Source organism: Leeuwenhoekiella sp. A16 (genome assembly GCF_047946675.1).
In the GTDB taxonomy this organism is placed as follows: domain Bacteria; phylum Bacteroidota; class Bacteroidia; order Flavobacteriales; family Flavobacteriaceae; genus Leeuwenhoekiella.
Window position 1 is genome coordinate 2,965,712 of sequence record NZ_CP172313.1, and the last position, 17,240, is coordinate 2,982,951.

Annotated in this window: 15 protein-coding genes; all 15 read left to right on the forward strand. The window is 33.9% G+C overall.

Going from position 1 to position 17,240, the window contains the following annotated elements; translation table 11 throughout:
• Positions 1–58: 58 nt before the first annotated feature.
• A complete protein-coding gene (locus tag ACH3O9_RS12985) occupies positions 59–1,450 on the forward strand; it encodes a UDP-glucose 6-dehydrogenase (protein ID WP_416441107.1) in 1,392 nt (463 codons plus the stop codon).
• A gap of 20 nt (positions 1,451–1,470) precedes the next feature.
• On the forward strand, positions 1,471–3,249 hold the full coding sequence (locus ACH3O9_RS12990; RefSeq protein ID WP_416441109.1) for an SLC13 family permease: 1,779 nt from the start codon (positions 1,471–1,473) through the stop codon (positions 3,247–3,249).
• A gap of 1 nt (position 3,250) precedes the next feature.
• A complete protein-coding gene (cysC, locus tag ACH3O9_RS12995; protein WP_416441111.1) occupies positions 3,251–3,841 on the forward strand; it encodes an adenylyl-sulfate kinase in 591 nt (196 codons plus the stop codon).
• Positions 3,842–3,844: 3 nt separating this feature from the next.
• Positions 3,845–4,750 carry a sulfate adenylyltransferase subunit CysD gene (gene cysD / locus ACH3O9_RS13000; protein WP_416441113.1) on the forward strand — a complete coding sequence of 302 codons (906 nt, stop codon included), beginning with the start codon at positions 3,845–3,847 and terminating at the stop codon, positions 4,748–4,750.
• Between the two features lie 24 nt (positions 4,751–4,774).
• Positions 4,775–6,043 carry a sulfate adenylyltransferase subunit CysN gene (cysN, locus tag ACH3O9_RS13005; RefSeq protein ID WP_416441115.1) on the forward strand — a complete coding sequence of 423 codons (1,269 nt, stop codon included), beginning with the start codon at positions 4,775–4,777 and terminating at the stop codon, positions 6,041–6,043.
• A gap of 2 nt (positions 6,044–6,045) precedes the next feature.
• The gene (gene cysQ, locus ACH3O9_RS13010) at positions 6,046–6,840 is read left to right on the forward strand and encodes a 3'(2'),5'-bisphosphate nucleotidase CysQ (protein ID WP_416441117.1); all 795 of its coding nucleotides are present in this window, start codon (positions 6,046–6,048) and stop codon (positions 6,838–6,840) included.
• A gap of 154 nt (positions 6,841–6,994) precedes the next feature.
• Positions 6,995–8,338 (forward strand): exopolysaccharide biosynthesis polyprenyl glycosylphosphotransferase, encoded by a 1,344-nt coding sequence (locus ACH3O9_RS13015; protein WP_416441119.1) that lies wholly within the window; start codon positions 6,995–6,997, stop codon positions 8,336–8,338.
• Between the two features lie 21 nt (positions 8,339–8,359).
• Positions 8,360–9,508, forward strand: coding sequence for an aminotransferase class I/II-fold pyridoxal phosphate-dependent enzyme (locus ACH3O9_RS13020; protein ID WP_416441121.1), 1,149 nt, complete (start codon positions 8,360–8,362; stop codon positions 9,506–9,508).
• 3 nt (positions 9,509–9,511) lie between these two features.
• Complete coding sequence (locus ACH3O9_RS13025; RefSeq protein WP_416441123.1) at positions 9,512–10,546, forward strand: polysaccharide biosynthesis protein; 1,035 nt, start codon at positions 9,512–9,514, stop codon at positions 10,544–10,546.
• A gap of 140 nt (positions 10,547–10,686) precedes the next feature.
• The gene (locus ACH3O9_RS13030) at positions 10,687–11,463 is read left to right on the forward strand and encodes a polysaccharide biosynthesis/export family protein (protein WP_416441125.1); all 777 of its coding nucleotides are present in this window, start codon (positions 10,687–10,689) and stop codon (positions 11,461–11,463) included.
• Positions 11,464–11,466: 3 nt separating this feature from the next.
• A complete protein-coding gene (locus ACH3O9_RS13035) occupies positions 11,467–13,830 on the forward strand; it encodes a GumC family protein (protein WP_416441127.1) in 2,364 nt (787 codons plus the stop codon).
• Between the two features lie 47 nt (positions 13,831–13,877).
• Positions 13,878–14,756, forward strand: coding sequence for a glucose-1-phosphate thymidylyltransferase RfbA (gene rfbA / locus ACH3O9_RS13040; RefSeq protein ID WP_416441129.1), 879 nt, complete (start codon positions 13,878–13,880; stop codon positions 14,754–14,756).
• A 1-nt stretch (position 14,757) separates the two neighbouring features.
• On the forward strand, positions 14,758–15,330 hold the full coding sequence (rfbC, locus tag ACH3O9_RS13045) for a dTDP-4-dehydrorhamnose 3,5-epimerase (protein ID WP_416441131.1): 573 nt from the start codon (positions 14,758–14,760) through the stop codon (positions 15,328–15,330).
• Positions 15,323–16,192 carry a dTDP-4-dehydrorhamnose reductase gene (rfbD, locus tag ACH3O9_RS13050; RefSeq protein WP_416441133.1) on the forward strand — a complete coding sequence of 290 codons (870 nt, stop codon included), beginning with the start codon at positions 15,323–15,325 and terminating at the stop codon, positions 16,190–16,192. The genes rfbC and rfbD overlap by 8 nt, the downstream gene beginning before the upstream one ends.
• Before the next feature lie 4 nt (positions 16,193–16,196).
• A complete protein-coding gene (gene rfbB, locus ACH3O9_RS13055; protein ID WP_416441135.1) occupies positions 16,197–17,222 on the forward strand; it encodes a dTDP-glucose 4,6-dehydratase in 1,026 nt (341 codons plus the stop codon).
• Positions 17,223–17,240 lie beyond the last annotated feature (18 nt).

Here is a 17,240-nt window from a genome sequence, read left to right on the forward strand (position 1 = left end):
AGGATAATTAGAAGATTAAAATTGAGCAATATATATTTACGAACAAAATATAAAATAAATGAAGATTAAGACCATTTGTTGTATTGGTGCCGGTTACGTAGGAGGACCTACTATGGCTGTAATAGCGCAAAAATGCCCAGAGATAAAAGTAACTGTTGTAGATATTAATGAAAAGCGCATAGCTGCCTGGAATAATGAGGATTTAAGTTTGCTTCCTGTATATGAACCGGGATTAGATGAGATCGTGGGAGAGGCAAGAGGAAGAAACCTTTTCTTTTCTACCGATGTGAATCAGGCGATTCTGGATGCAGATATGATTTTTATCTCTGTAAATACACCAACCAAGACATATGGAATAGGCAAGGGTATGGCTGCAGATCTTAAGTTTATTGAGTTATGTGCCCGCCAAATAGCTTCTGTGGCAAAATCTAATAAGATTGTAGTTGAAAAATCAACTTTACCTGTTAGAACAGCAGAAGCTTTAAAGCGAATTCTTGAAAATACGGGAAGTGGTGTTCGTTTTGATATTTTGTCAAATCCTGAATTTCTTGCAGAAGGAACTGCAATGGGCGATTTACTAGAAGCAGACCGAGTTTTGATAGGGGGAGATGATACAGTAGAGGGTAATGAAGCAAAGCAGGCTCTAGTAGATGTTTATTCACACTGGATACCCAGAGAGCGCATACTTACAACAAATGTCTGGTCATCAGAATTATCAAAATTGACTGCCAATGCTTTTCTGGCTCAACGGGTGTCATCTATTAATTCATTGTCAGAACTTTGTGAGGTAACAGAGGCTGATGTAAATGAAGTAGCTCGCGCCATAGGGAGTGATTCGAGAATTGGTCCTAAATTTTTAAAAGCGTCTGTAGGTTTTGGGGGATCTTGTTTTCAAAAGGATATATTGAATTTAGTTTATATATCTAAATCCTACGGTTTGCATGCAGTGGCCGACTATTGGGAACAGGTTATTATAATGAATGATCACCAAAAAAGAAGGTTTGCGGAGAAAATAGTCAAAACCTTATTTAATACAGTATCTGGTAAGAAAATTACATTATTAGGTTGGGCCTTCAAAAAGGATACCAATGATACGCGTGAATCAGCGGCAATATATGTTGCAGATTATTTGCTGAATGAGCGTGCTGAAATAACAGTTTACGATCCAAAAGTTACTGAAGAGCAAATTTTAGCAGATCTGGATTATTTAAATAGCAGAACAGAGGCAGAGAACAGATTGCTTGTTCACGTATGTAATGATCCCTATGAAGCAACAGAAGATACCCATGCAGTAGCTGTTATGACAGAATGGGATGAATTTAATACTTACGACTGGCATAAAATATATGATAAGATGTTTAAACCTGCATTCTTATTTGATGGTCGCGGTATATTGGATGACAAAGAACTTTCTACCATAGGTTTTGAGACCTATATAATCGGGAAGTAAACTTCTAAATTCGTAGTATATTGAATAGTTTTATTTCGAGTTATAAAAGTTTAATAGTTGGAATTGTATTGGCTTTTATGATTTTTGAATTAATACGTTCAAAAAGAAGGCCCGCAACAGTTTTTGGAATTGTTGTGGGAATTTTTTTGTTACTTGGTTATATAAGTGTTGATTCAATTCTAAAAGCATTAATTACAAAAAGTGTTTTAATAATATTTATTGTTATTGCAATTAGCTCGATCATAAATGAATACTTTGATATAGGTAAGTTTCTTGATAGGATAATGGGTAAAATACGGTCAAAATTTGTTTTTTTCACTGTTTTATGTGCTTGTGTCGCGCTTATTTCTTCGGTTTTCAACAATACCCCTGTGGTAATAATCCTAATCCCTTATGTCATGAAAAAGGGAGAATACTATGGGATATCGCCTTCTAAGCTTCTTATTCCACTTTCCTTTTCAGCAATTTTAGGGGGAATGATTACGCTCATAGGTACATCAACAAATCTTGTTCTCAATGGCCTTTTAGAAAGTAATGGGTTAGAACTTTTCAAGCTTTATGATTTTGTTGTTCCTGGTTTAATAGTAACTGGTATTGGGATTATTTATTTTTTAGTAATTGGATTTAAGCTTTTGCCATCCAGATCGCTTACGCCCCTACAAAAGAGAAATGCTGTTAGAAAATATTTTGTCGAAGCTAAGGTTGGCAGTAGCTCTACCCTTGTGGGTAAAAGTATAGAAGACAGTGGGATAAAGGATTTTAGAGGAATCTCTCTAATTGAAATTGTGAGGGGTAATAAAATTTTTAAAGTAGTTGCATCAAAAAATCTTATTGTTGAGGGAGGAGACAGATTAATATTTTCTGGCAGCCTGGAAGATGTGATGCTCATAAATGAAGAGGATAATAATATTGAATTTATAAGTAATAAACTTAATAAATACGAGGATAAATTAGAATACGTCGAACTGTCAATTCCTACTAACTCTTGGTTAGATGGGAAACGAATAAAAGATACTGATTTTCGTGCTAAATACAGTGCCACTATACTTGCCGTTCATAGAAATGGTGAGGATTTGAGCGGAAGAATTGGGGAAATTAAATTGAGAAGTGGAGATCTTCTAATTGTTGTACCCCACTCTAATCTTTCAGAATCTATACGAGCAGATTTTTATATTCTTTCTAATTTAAAAACTAAAGGTAAGCAGTCAAATAATAAAGTTAAATTTCTTTGTGGATTGAGCCTTTTGGGATTGACAATGTTTTTCGAAAGAATTGATTTATTTCTCTTTTTATTTTTGACCCTTATATTACTTCTAAGTTTGGGTTATACCTCAATTAACTCCATAAAGAGTGGTTTCAGAGTTGACTTGTTTGTAGTTTTGTGCGCTTCTATAATTATAGGGGAAGTTTTTATTTCGTCGGGGCTCGCTGACTTTATTTCAGGAAAGTTGTTGTTTATGCTTCAGCCTTATGGAATGCTGGTGATTATTTTGGGATTAATGCTTTTTACGATATTGTTGACATCATTTATAACCAATGTAGCAGCCGTTTCTATAGCATTTCCATTGGCTTATTCAATTAGTCTAACAACAGGTATACCAGGTGAAGCATTGTATTTGGTTGTGGCGTTTGGAGCATCGGCTGCGTTTATGACACCAATAGGTTATCAAACTAATTTAATTATCTTGGCTCCGGGTGACTATAGATTCAAAGATTTCTTTAAGGTTGGTGCTCCATTAACTGTATTGTATGTAATTGGGGTAATTGGGTACATAATGATAAAATATAAAATAAATTAATTTGGGAAGTAATTTAAGAAAACAGGATTATAAAATCACACAGTCAACCAGGGCTGAACGTGCGCAGCATAAATCTATTGTGATTTGGTTCGTTGGTCTCTCTGGCAGTGGGAAATCTACAGTTTCTGATGCTCTAGAATATTTTCTTTTTAATAAAGGATTAAATACTTATACTCTCGATGGCGATAATATCAGAATGGGTATTAATAAAGATCTGGGCTTTGAAGCTCATGATCGGTCAGAGAATTTAAGGAGAATTGCAGAAGTTGGTAAATTATTTACTGATGCAGGAATTATTACATTAACTGCTTTTATTACTCCTTTAGAAGAGGATAGACAGCGATCAAGAGAAATTTTGGGAGAAAAGTATATAGAAGTATACGTAAACTGTCCTCTCGAAGTATGTGAACAAAGAGATGTTAAAGGGCTGTATGCTAAAGCTAGAAATGGACAAATACAAAATTTCACGGGGATATCGGCTCCGTTTGAAAAGCCCGAAAACCCTGATGTAGAAATTTTTACAGCTGAGCAGTCTATTGAAGAATGTGTTCAGGAAATATGGAAAGAAATTAAAAATAAAGTAATTTATTAAGTTATGAGAAAATACGCATTATCTCACTTAGAAGAGTTAGAAGCTGAAGCAATTTATATATTAAGAGAAACTGCTGCTCAATTTCAAAATCCAGCAATTTTATTTTCTGGGGGTAAAGATTCTATATTAGTAACGCATTTAGCGAAGAAAGCTTTTTATCCAGCGCCAATACCTTTTACTTTTTTACATGTTGATACAGGGCACAATTTTCCTGAAACTATCGCTTTTAGAGATCAATTGATGAAAAAATTGGGAGTGAAATTGGTTGTGGGTTCTGTTGAAGAATCTATAAAGCGAGGCACCGTAAGAGAAGAGACGGGTATGGATGCCAATAGAAATAAATTACAGACAACTTCCCTGCTTGAAGCAATAGAAGAAAATCAATTTGATGCTTGTATTGGCGGCGGTAGACGAGATGAAGAAAAAGCAAGAGCTAAAGAGCGATTCTTTTCACATCGTGACGAATTTGGTCAATGGAATCCTAAAAACCAAAGACCTGAGCTGTGGAATTTAATGAACGGTCGGTATAATATGGGCGAGAACTTTAGAGTTTTTCCTATTAGTAACTGGACAGAATTAGATGTATGGCAATATATTACAGCAAATGCACTTGAGTTACCTATGTTGTATTTTGCACATGATCGAGAGGTTATTTGGAGGAATAATTCATGGATACCTTTCTCTGAATTCACCACCCTTCGTCCTAAAGAAGAAGTAGTAACAAAGAGAATTCGTTTTCGTACCCTGGGTGATATAACTATTACTGGTGGTGATGAATCAAATGCAGATACACTTGATCTTATTCTTGAAGAAGTAGCAGTCGCGCGTCAAACGGAGCGAGGAAATCGGTCTGATGATAAACGATCAGAAACTTCAATGGAAGACAGAAAGAAAGAAGGTTATTTTTAGTATAATAAATATCTAATAAGTAAAATGAGTAATATACTTAAAAACGAAGAAAAGCAGATATTAAGATTTACAACGGCGGGAAGTGTAGATGATGGGAAATCTACCTTAATAGGCAGATTGCTTTATGATTCAAAATCTATATATACTGACCAAATAGAAAACCTTCAAAAAATCTCGGAGAAAAAAGGCATCTCACACCTCGAACTTGCTCATCTAACTGATGGACTTAAGGATGAAAGAGAACAAGGGATTACCATTGATGTTGCTTATAGATATTTTTCTACTCCTAAAAGAAAATTTATTGTAGCAGATACCCCTGGGCATATTCAGTATACTCGAAATATGATCACTGGGGCATCAACTGCAAATTTAGCCTTAATTCTTGTCGATGCGAGAAAAGGTGTGATTGAGCAAACAAAAAGGCATTCATTTATAGCTTCTTTACTTCAGTTACAGCATGTTGTGGTGTGTGTTAATAAGATGGATCTCATTAACTATAGTGAAGAAGAATATGATAAAATCGTAGAAGATTACAAAAGTTTTGCTTCTAAACTGCAAATTAACGACATCAGGTTTATACCTATTTCCGCCTTGAATGGTGATAATGTAGTTAATAAGTCTGAAAATATGGACTGGTATAAGGGTGATACTTTACTGGGGACTTTAGAAACTATACATATAAGCAGCGATTATAATATGGTTGACTGCAGATTCCCGGTTCAAACAGTAATACGTCCATTTAGTGATGAACATCATGATTATAGAGGCTATGCAGGTAGAATTGTAAGCGGGATATTTAAAAAAGGAGATGAAGTTATGGTTCTACCTTCTGGTTACAAATCAAAAATTCAATCTATAGTTCTTGGCGAAGAAACTCTTGATGAAGCATTTCCTCCTCAATCCGTTACTATCAATCTTGAAGATGATATTGATGTAAGCAGAGGCGATATGATTGTGAGAGAGCATAATCAACCTGAGCAAAAGCAGGATATCGAAGTCATGTTATGTTGGCTTAATAATGAGAAATTTCAACCCAGAGCAAAGTATACCGTAAAACATACAACGGTTGATGCACGTGCGATAATTAAGGAGATTTTATATAAAGTAGATATTAATACTTTACATCGTCAAGAAGATGTGTCTGATGTAGAGATGAATGATATTATAAGAGTGAAAATTAGAACTACAAAGCCTTTATTGGTTGATGAATATAATCAGAATAGAGGTACAGGAAGCCTTATCCTAATTGATGAAAGTACTAATGAAACTGTTGCTGCAGGCATGATTATTTAATTATGGATATATCAGGTAATTTAAAAATAGCCATTCAGGCAGCTGTTGAAGCGGGAGAGGAGATTCTAAAAATCTATAATGAAGATAATTTTGAAGTCGCCTTCAAAGAGGATAAATCACCGCTTACAAGTGCAGATAAAGCCTCGCATTTAAAAATAGTCTCTTTTTTAAAGCAAACATCTTTTCCTATTTTATCTGAAGAAGGAAGAGATATTGCTTTTGAGGAGAGAAAGGATTGGGAAACTTTATGGATTGTAGATCCTATAGACGGCACCAAAGAGTTCATTAAAAGAAATGGAGAATTTACAGTTAATATAGCGCTTGTTGCAAATAATGTTCCTGTTCTAGGTGTGATTTACGTTCCTGTTCTAAAGGATTTATATTTTGCTGAAAAAAACCTGGGTTGTTTCAAGTTGGAGAATATAACTAGCTTTAGTGACTTTGAAAATCGGTTTGATCAAAGCTTAAAACTGCCTCTTGAGAAAAAGGAAAGAGCGTATCAGGTCGTTGCAAGTAAATCTCACCTTTCTCCGGAAACTGAAGATTTTATCGAGAATTTAAAAAAGGATTATCCTGGGTTGCAGACAATATCAAAAGGTAGTTCCCTTAAACTTTGTATGGTTGCTGAAGGTATAGCTGATTGTTATCCTCGATTTGCACCTACTATGGAATGGGACACAGCTGCCGGGCAAGCAATTTGTATGTATGCGGGTAAAACTGTAATCGATTATAGCACTAAAAAAGAAATGTTGTATAATCGAGAAAATCTACTTAATAATTGGTTTTTAGTATCATAAAAGCCGTTTTTTAGTTCATAAATCGGGATAATTGAATGTTATTTTTGAATGAATAGTGGTTAATTTAAAACAATAATCACGTCAATTATTGACATATTTTTTGACTCACTTAAAATAGTATATATTCTACTTTTAAATTTTGTTATAAGGTAATATGAAAAGATCTGCTTTAATAATTCCTCTTTCGATATTAGCACATCTGGCTATTATAAATACGACCTTATATCTCTTAACTCCAGAAACTTACCTGGAGTTTTCTTCTATTATTTATTATAATCTAAGTTGGGTTTTAATAGCTGTTCTTTTTAACTTTTATCCTACGGCGAGAAAAGAGACGTTTTATACAAACCTGCATAAGCCTGTTCAGCAATTTTTCATCTATGGACTAGGATATTTTGCATGGTTAGGTTTTAAACAAATAGATTATAATCCTATCTATCAACTTTATGTGATTTTTATTCTATACGTGGGTCTTACTGCATATAGATGGCTTTTTTATTCTTTTATAAAATTTTACAGAAGCGAAGGAGGTAACAGTGCTAATGTTATTGTTGTTGGGCGAGATAGAAAATTAAAGAAAATACGTTCGATTTTTGATAGATCAGAGTTTGGATATCGCTATATGGGATATTTTGATAACGTGCAATCTAAAAGCAAAACCTATTTAGGACCTATATCAAATTCATTCTCTTATATTTTAGAAAATGATATAGACGAGGTGTATTGTATGGTATCAAGGCTAACTTATGAGGAGTTACAGGAGCTTATACATTTTGCAGATAATAATCTGAAGAAACTAAAAATCATACCAGATAATAAGGAGATTTATACCCGTGCTATGAATGTTGAATTATATGGTACTGTTCCTGTATTCAATTTGCGAAAAATGCCCCTAGACACAGGGTATGGAAAATATGCAAAGCGTGCATTTGATCTGGTTTTCTCATCTTTTGTTATTGTCTTTTTGCTATCTTGGTTAACACCATTGATTTTCATTATAATGAATATTGAATCTAGAGGGCCTCTTTTTTTTAGGCAGAAGAGGCATGGCTTCAATAAAGAACCTTTTTGGTGCTATAAATTCAGATCGATGACAAGTAACGATGAGGCTAATAGTAAAATGAGTTCTAAGGACGATAATAGAATAACCAGAATCGGAAAGATTTTACGTAAGACTAGTATCGATGAGTTGCCGCAATTTTACAATGTTTTCTTTGGGGACATGAGTGTAGTGGGGCCACGCCCACATATGGAGGCTCACACGAGAAAGTATGAGAACTCAGTAGATAAATATTTAGTACGGCACTTTGTAAAACCGGGTATTACCGGTTTAGCCCAAATAAGAGGATATAGAGGTGAAATATTAGACGATTCAGATATTATTAATAGAGTGCGACTTGATATATTCTATCTTGAAAAATGGTCTGTTCAACTCGATTTAAAAATAATATACTATACTGTCGTAAATGCAATAAGAGGGGAAGAGAAGGCATATTAAATCAACGTCATCATTACGTTAATGAAAGACAATTCTAAAATATGGCTTTCGCCTCCGCATATTGAAGATGATGAGAAGCAGTCTTTAAATGATCTTATAGATTCTAATTGGGTAACTACTGGAGGGCCTGCTACAACTGCTTTTGAAGAGGATTTAAAAAGATATTTAGAAGTTGATTCACCGGTTGTAGCCTTAAACTCGGGTACTTCAGCAATACATTTAGCCTTATTATTAGCTGGTGTGACACGAGGAGACAGCGTCATGTGTCAAACTATGTCTTTTGTAGCTACTGCAAATCCTATTCTGTATATAGGCGCCAATCCTATTTTTATTGATAGTGAGATGGAAACATGGAATATGTGTCCTGAAACTTTAGAAAATGCTATTAAAAAGGAGATTGAAAATGACGGGAAGATACCTGCTGCTATAATTGTGGTTCATTCTTATGGCATGCCTTGTAAAATTGACGAGCTTTCTGAAATATCAAAAAAATATAACATTCCACTTATTGAAGATGCTGCAGAGGCTTTAGGAAGTAAATATAAAGATAGGAAATGCGGTTCTTTTGGCGATTTTGCAACCTTTTCATTTAATGGAAATAAAATTATTACCACGGGAACAGGAGGTGCTTTAGTAATAAAGAATAAAAAATTAGAAAAAAATGCACGCCATTTAGCAAACCAGGCAAAAACTAGCAATTTTGATTATAATCATGATATGTTGGGATATAATTATGGGATGTCTGGTCTATCTGCGGCCATGGGAATAGCTCAACTAAAAGGTGTTGAGAAAAAAGTAAATATACGCAGGGCAAACAATTGGTTTTATAGGGAGGTTTTTGATACCATAGAGGAGGTTTTTATGCTTAAAGAGCCGATTTTAAATTTTTACAGTAACTTTTGGTTGACAACTATCTTATTTGACCCAAAGGGTGAAAATAAAATAAATAAAGATGATTTGCGTAAATGCCTAGAAGCCGAAAACATTGAATGCAGAATGCTTTGGAAACCATTACACCAACAATCATTTTATTCCAAATACAATTATTACGGTAATGGCATTGCTGAAATGCTATATTTAAACGGACTTTGCCTGCCATCGGGCTCGAGTCTTTCAATGAAAGAAAAAGAGCGTATCGCATCTGTTATAAAAGGCTACTTCAAAAACTGATATTTGAAAGAGAAACCAAATTTAATAGCAAATAAATCAATACTTATCACTGGGGCAGCTGGTAGTATAGGAGAAGCCTTGTCCTTATACCTCGCTGAAAAAGTACCTTCGCTACTTGTATTAGTTGACATAGCCGAAAGCCCATTGTTTCTTCTTGCTTTAAAATTAAATCAACTTTTTCCAAAAATTAAAATAAATACAATTATAGCCAATGTCGCGGATGAATCTGCGATGATTAAAATTTTTGAAAAGAATACTATAAATATTGTATTTCATGCAGCGGCTTATAAACACGTTAGCTTAGTTGAGGATAATCCTTGTCCTGCGGTTATAAGTAATATAAGAGGAACACAAGTAGTTGTTGATTTGTGCATAAAGCATTCTGTAGAAAAAGCTATCTTTTATTCTACTGATAAAGCTGTTAACCCTATTAGTGTCATGGGAGCGACAAAAAAAATAGCAGAGAAATACATTTTGAGTCAGTCAACAGATCGCATAACTCAATTTTATGTACTACGGTTATGCAATGTGTATAATTCAAAAGGTTCTGTAGTTCCAATTTTTCGTGAAAACGTAAGGAATGGAGATGCTTTGATTCTTTCAGACCCATTAGTAGAGAGAATGTTTGTTCAGATGAAAACTGTTTTATCTGTAACTTATGATGTAATGCATAATGAACTGGGAGGAAATGTATTTTTTACCACAGACTATGAGCGTTTGAAAATACGGGATCTTGCACTTAAAATCGCACATGAAGAAGGTGCTAATTTAGGTGATAGAATAAAAATAGGAGAACTAACAAATGGGGAAAGGCTGTATGAGAAACTATTTGAAGAGCAGGAAGAAATTATTGATTCAAAAGTAAAAATGGTAAAACGCATTAATAAAAAGAAGAATGTGTGTATAGATTTGGATTTAATAGCCAAGTGTATCGAGCATGCGCGAGACTCAAATGAAAGAGAAACCGTCATTTTATTAAAGAAAATCCTGCCAGATTATCGTAGTCAAAATTCTCAATGGGCCATTCTTGATAGATAATTTATGATTATAATATCATCTATAACTCAAAAATTTGTCTTTCAACGAGAAGAGTATTCAAATGTTTGAGTATATAAGATATTATCTTATCATTGCTAAGGTTAATATTTACGAGAGTAATTTATTTTATGTATAAAAAATTGAAAAAAATCTTCAAATTTCTGTTTGCGGTTGTTGTAATTTCTATAGGTTTTGTATCCTGTGTTTCTAAGCGAAATGTCCTTTATTTTCAAGATGTAGAACGATTAAATCAGGGAATTGAAACTAATAATTATCAAACTATAATTCGTCCTGATGATCTTTTAACCATAACAGTTTCTGCGCTAAACCCTGAAACGGTAATTCCTTTCAATCCACCATTAGTAAGTAGCCCTACGGTGGATGGAACAATAAGGAACACGCAGCAAATACAAACTTATTTAGTAGATAAAAGTGGGGAAATTGAGTTTCCTGTTGTAGGGACAATAGAATTAGGTGGGTTAACGCGACAAGAGGCAATTAATGAGCTGCACAATATTTTATCAGAATATATCATAAATCCAATAATAAATTTAAGAATTCTGAATTACACAATAACGGTTATGGGCGAAGTGAACAATCCAGGAACTTTTACCGTTAATGACGAAAGAATAACAGTTTTAGAAGCATTAGGTTACGCGGGAGATATGACAATTTTTGGCAAAAGAAAAGATGTGATTGTGGTGCGGGAAGAAAATGGGGATAAAAGCTACGGCAAACTTGATTTTACTTCTGCAGATGTGATGAACTCACCATATTACTATTTACAGCAAAATGATGTTGTTATAGTTTCACCAAATACAGCACAAGTACAAAGTTCTGGTTTTAATAGAAATTCTAGTATTTTCGTTTCTATAGCGGGTATTGTAATTTCAGTAATAGCAATTTTAACTAGATAGGATATGAGTACTACCGGTAAATCTTTGACTCCTAATGAGGAAATCAATCTAAAAGATCAACTTAATCTATACTTAAGATATTGGCCTTGGTTCCTTATATCAGTATTGCTCATTCTCTCATTAGCCTTTCTCTATTTAAAATACACAAGTGAGAATTATAGAACTCAGGCAACAATTTTGATTAAGGATGAACAAAATAGTTCTTTGTCTGAATTAGCTGCATTTGAAGACTTAGGTCTAACAGGAGGAGGGTTAAGTTCATCAGACTTAGAGAACGAAGTTGAAATACTAAAGTCAAAAAAGCTTTTAACTCAAGTCGTTAAAGATTTAGACTTAAACATACGCTATTTTTTTGAAGGAGATATAGTTTCAAAGGAAGTCTTTATTGATAGACCCTTTACAGTAAAGATGTTGCAAGGAGAAGAGGAGCTTAAAAATATAAAGGAATTACTTATAACACCTGTTTCTTTAACCGAGTTTGATTTACTAGAAGCTAATAAGTCAAAGAAAAGATATTCTTACGGTAAAAAGGTACAACTAAACAATATAACTATTACTTTAGTTCCTGAGGCATCATTACCTTATTTTATCGAACAAGGGAATGATTTTAAAGTTACACTTAGCTATGATGACGTGGTCGTTCTTGATCTCCAGGAAAATTTAGCTGTTCAAGCCACAACCAAAAATAGTAGCGTGATTTCACTCAGTCTTGTCTCACCTATAAGAAATAAATCAGAAGCAATAATTGATAGGTTAATTAGTGCTTATAATGACGATGCAATTGATGATCAAAATCTTGTCTCTAAAAATACAGCTGAATTTATTGATAAAAGGCTTGATATTATTACTCAGGAGCTGGATTCTGTTGAAAGTAACAAAGTTAATTTCAAACAGGAAAATCGACTTACCGATATCCAAACTGAGGGGCAGCTATTTTTAGAGAATGCAAGTGAATATGAAAAGAGAAGCCTCGATGTCTCTACTAAACTTGAGCTAACTAATAATATGATAGATTATTTGGAAGATGGCTCTAATAAGGAGCTTTTGCCTTCTAATCTTGGTATTACAGAAGATGATGCTATGGCTCAGTCGATTCAAAATTATAATGAATTGATCATGGAGCGCAATAGATTATTACGCAGTTCTACTGAAAAGAACCCAGTTGTAATATCACTAACAAATCAAATAGCAGAACTTCGTTCTAATGTTCTGCAGAGTTTAAATACAGCACGCTCTACTTTGCGTGTTACAAGTCAGGATCTAAGCTCTCAGTCAGGGAGAATTGGTTCACGTATTTCACAGATTCCAGGAGTTGAAAAGCAGTTTCGTGGCATCGAAAGACAGCAAAGTATTAAGGAGGCTTTATATCTCTATCTTCTACAGAAAAGAGAGGAAACTGCAATTTCTCTTGCTGTCACAACGCCAAAAGCCAAGATTGTTGATAGAGCATATAGTAGTTTAAAACCGGTTTCTCCTAAACCTAAAATTGTTTATTTAGGCTCATTGGTTGCTGGATTGCTTATTCCATTTCTATTTGTTTATACGCGCAACTTATTAGATACAAAAATTCATAACAGGAGCGATATTGAGAATGCTTTACCAGGTATTCCCATTTTGGGAGAAATACCTCAAATTAATAGTAAAGAAAGCGATCTTATAGAAACAAATGATAGATCGATGCTTGCAGAATCTTTTAGGATTCTACGAACTAATTTAAGTTATTTTACTAAAACTAAGGAAGGAAGTAAACAAGTTATATATGTTACATCAACAATAAAGGGTGAAGGTAAAACCTTTACTTCATTCAATTTGGGACTTACATTAACTAGTACGGGTAAAAAAGTATTATTGATAGGGGCAGATTTAAGAAATCCACAGCTTCACAGATATTTAGGAAGCAAAGATGCCGGAATCGGTCTTTCTGAATATTTACATGATGAGACTATTGTGCCATCTGCAATTATAAATAAGCTTGAAATAAAAGGTCACAAGATAGATTTAATGTTATCAGGTAGAATTCCTCCTAATCCTGCAGAACTGCTAATGAGCGATAGATATGAGGAATTATTAGAATCTCAAAAGAGCGTCTATGATATAATAATTGTTGATACTGCGCCAACTATGTTGGTGACAGACACATTACTAATAAGCCAGTATGCAGATTTAACCATCTACGTGTCAAGAGCAGAATACACAGAGAAGAAATTATTACAATATCCTAAAGAGTTAAGAGTTGATGGCAAACTGAAAAATATTGCTTTCGTAGTTAATGATGTAAACTATGCCAACTTTGGATACGGAACAAAATACGGGTATAGCTATGGTGTTGATGAAAGCTGGTTTGAAAGAATGAAAAAACGCTTTTAATTAACCCTAGTATTTCTTCTAAATTTAAAAACTATAACCCCTCAAATATGAAAGGAATTATTTTAGCTGGAGGATCAGGCACACGTCTATATCCTATTACTAAAGGTACATCAAAACAGCTTCTCAATATCTACAATAAACCAATGATTTATTACCCTTTATCAGTCCTGATGCTTTCGGGGATAAAGGAAGTTCTAATTATTTCTACGCCGCATGACCTGCCTAATTTTGAAAAATTATTAGGCGATGGAAAAGAAATTGGAATGAAATTTTCCTACAAAATACAACCAAGCCCAGATGGGTTGGCACAAGCTTTTATTCTGGGTAAAGATTTTATAGGTGATGATGATGTATGTCTGGTATTAGGAGACAATATTTTCTACGGTCATGGTTTTAGTGAGTTGTTAGAAAAATCTGTTAAGAATGTGAGGGATGAGAATAAGGCAACTATTTTTGGCTATTATGTTAACGATCCAGAAAGATATGGTGTTGTAGATTTTAATAAGGAAGGCCAAGTGTTAAATATAGAAGAAAAGCCAAAAGATCCCAAAAGCAACTATGCCGTTATAGGACTGTATTTTTATCCTAATAGTGTGGTGAAAATAGCCCAAGAGGTAAAGCCAAGTGAGCGTGGTGAGTTGGAGATAACAACTGTGAATGAAATGTACCTAAAAGAGGGAAATCTTAATGTTGAACTTATGGGTAGAGGTTATGCATGGTTCGATACTGGTACACATGAATCTATGTTAGAAGCTTCTAATTTTATTCATACTATAGAAAAGAGACAGGGTTTAAGAGTGGCTTGTCTAGAGGAAATTGCTTTTGATAAAGGTTATATTACAAAAGATCAACTCTTAGTTCTAGGAGAGGAGCTTAAAAAGAATGAATATGGGCAGTACCTTATAAATAGAGCTCAAAAGAAATAATATGGATTTTGAAAGAACAGAAATTACAGATGTTGTTATCTGTAATCCAAAAGTTTTTGGAGATCATCGAGGCTATTTCTTTGAATCTTTTCGAAGAGATCAATTTGAAGAATTTATAGGCTATAAAGTGGATTTTTGTCAGGATAATGAGTCGAGATCAACTTATGGGGTGCTTAGGGGACTTCATTTTCAAACCCCTCCTTATACCCAATCTAAACTTGTTAGAGTGACTGAAGGTAAAGTACTTGATGTCGCCGTTGACCTAAGAAAGGGCTCGCCCACTTTTGGTAAAAGTGTAGGAGTAGAATTAAGTGCAGAAAATAAAAAACAGCTTTTCGTTCCTAAGGGTTTTGCTCATGGCTTTGTAGTTTTATCAGAGGAAGCTACTTTTTCATATAAATGCGATAATTATTATGCTCCATCTCATGACAGCGGCTTGTTTTTTAATGACGAGATATTAAATATCGACTGGAAACTTCCGGATGGAGATCTAAAGCTTTCAGAGAAAGATTCAAAGCAGCCTTTATTGAAGGATGCAAAAGTTTTTGATTTTAAGGATAATTTATATGAGTAAGAAAAACATTCTTGTTACCGGAGCGAACGGACAATTGGGGTCTGAGATACAGTATCTTGCTACAGATTTTACTCAGTACAACTTTTTCTTTACAGATGCACCTGAGCTTGATATAACAAAAAAAGAAAGTTTAGCCCAATATATAGAAGAAAATAAAATACAGGCTATTATAAACTGCGCTGCTTATACTGCTGTAGATAAAGCAGAATCTGACAAGAATCTTGCTGACAAGATCAATAACATAGCAGTTGGTTATTTAGCAGAAATAGCACAGGTTAATAAAATAGGGCTGATTCACATTTCTACAGATTACATTTTTGATGGTAAAGGATATGAGCCTTACAAAGTAGATCATCCTTCATCACCTGTTAACATGTATGGAAAAACAAAATTAGATGGGGAACAGAAAATACTTGAAATAAATCCACCCTCTTCGCTTATAATAAGAACTTCTTGGGTGTATTCCTCTTTTGGCGGGAATTTCGTAAAAACGATGCTAAAATTAGCTGATGAACGTGAGGAAATAAAAGTAATAGCAGACCAGGTAGGCGCCCCAACTTATGCAAGAGATTTAGCTAAATTTATTCTAGACAAGACATTAGATATTCAAAATGAAAAAGTAGAAATATACCATTATACAAATGAGGGTGTGTGTTCTTGGTATGATTTTGCAAAAACCATTATCAGTCTTGGTAATAAAAATTGCAAAGTAAATCCCGTACCAACTACAGAATATCCTACACCCGCAAAAAGGCCATTTTATTCTTTAATGGATAAGAACAGTCTAAAATCTAAATTTAATATCGAGATACCTTATTGGAAAGATAGCCTTGAAGACTGCTTAAAAATCATACAAAAGTAAACAAATGAAAAACGTACTTATTACAGGGGGCGCTGGATTTATAGGGTCTAACTTTGTGCCTTATTTTTTAGATAAAAATCCCGATTTTGGCCTTATAAATCTCGATTTATTGACATACGCCGGAGATTTGGATAATCTAAAGGAAATTAGTGATAACGACAGGTACACCTTTGTTAAAGGTGATATTCGTGACAGATCTCTTATAGAGAATATTTTTGAAAAGTATAATATTGCTGGAGTTATACACTTTGCAGCTGAATCACATGTTGATAATTCTATAAAGAATCCTGGAGTTTTCATAGAAACTAATGTTAACGGTACTTTTACTTTAATTGATGTAGCGTATAAATTCTGGATGGAAAAGCCTTTTAAGTATAAAGAAGGTTTTGAAAAAAATAGATTTTTACACATTTCTACAGATGAAGTTTATGGTACTTTAGGAGAAACAGGTCTGTTTACAGAAGAAACCTCGTATGCTCCTAATTCACCTTACAGCGCTAGTAAAGCTAGTTCAGATATGATAGTGCGTAGCTATCATCATACATATGGGTTAAATACAATTATAACCAATTGCTCTAATAATTACGGTCCTAAGCAACACGACGAAAAATTAATTCCTACAGTTATACGTAAGGCACTTCAAGGCGAAGCTATACCTATTTATGGTGATGGAAAAAATATAAGGGACTGGTTATATGTTTTAGATCACTGTAAAGGGATTGATCTTGCTTATTTTAATGGTTTAGCAGGAGAAACGTATAATATAGGTGGGAGAAATGAAAGAAATAACAATTATATAGCACATACCATTTGTTCTTTACTTGACGAGTTAGCACCTAAAAAAGATGGAAGTTTTGTTGAGCAAATTACCTATGTAGAAGATAGGGCAGGTCACGATAGACGTTATGCTATTGATGCGACGAAAATTGAAAATAATCTAAATTGGAAAGCTGCTGAAAATTTTGAAAGTGGTATAAAGAAAACTATTGAGTGGTACTTAAAAAAGTACGAGTATGCCGATTATTCTTAATATTTAATTTTTTAAAGC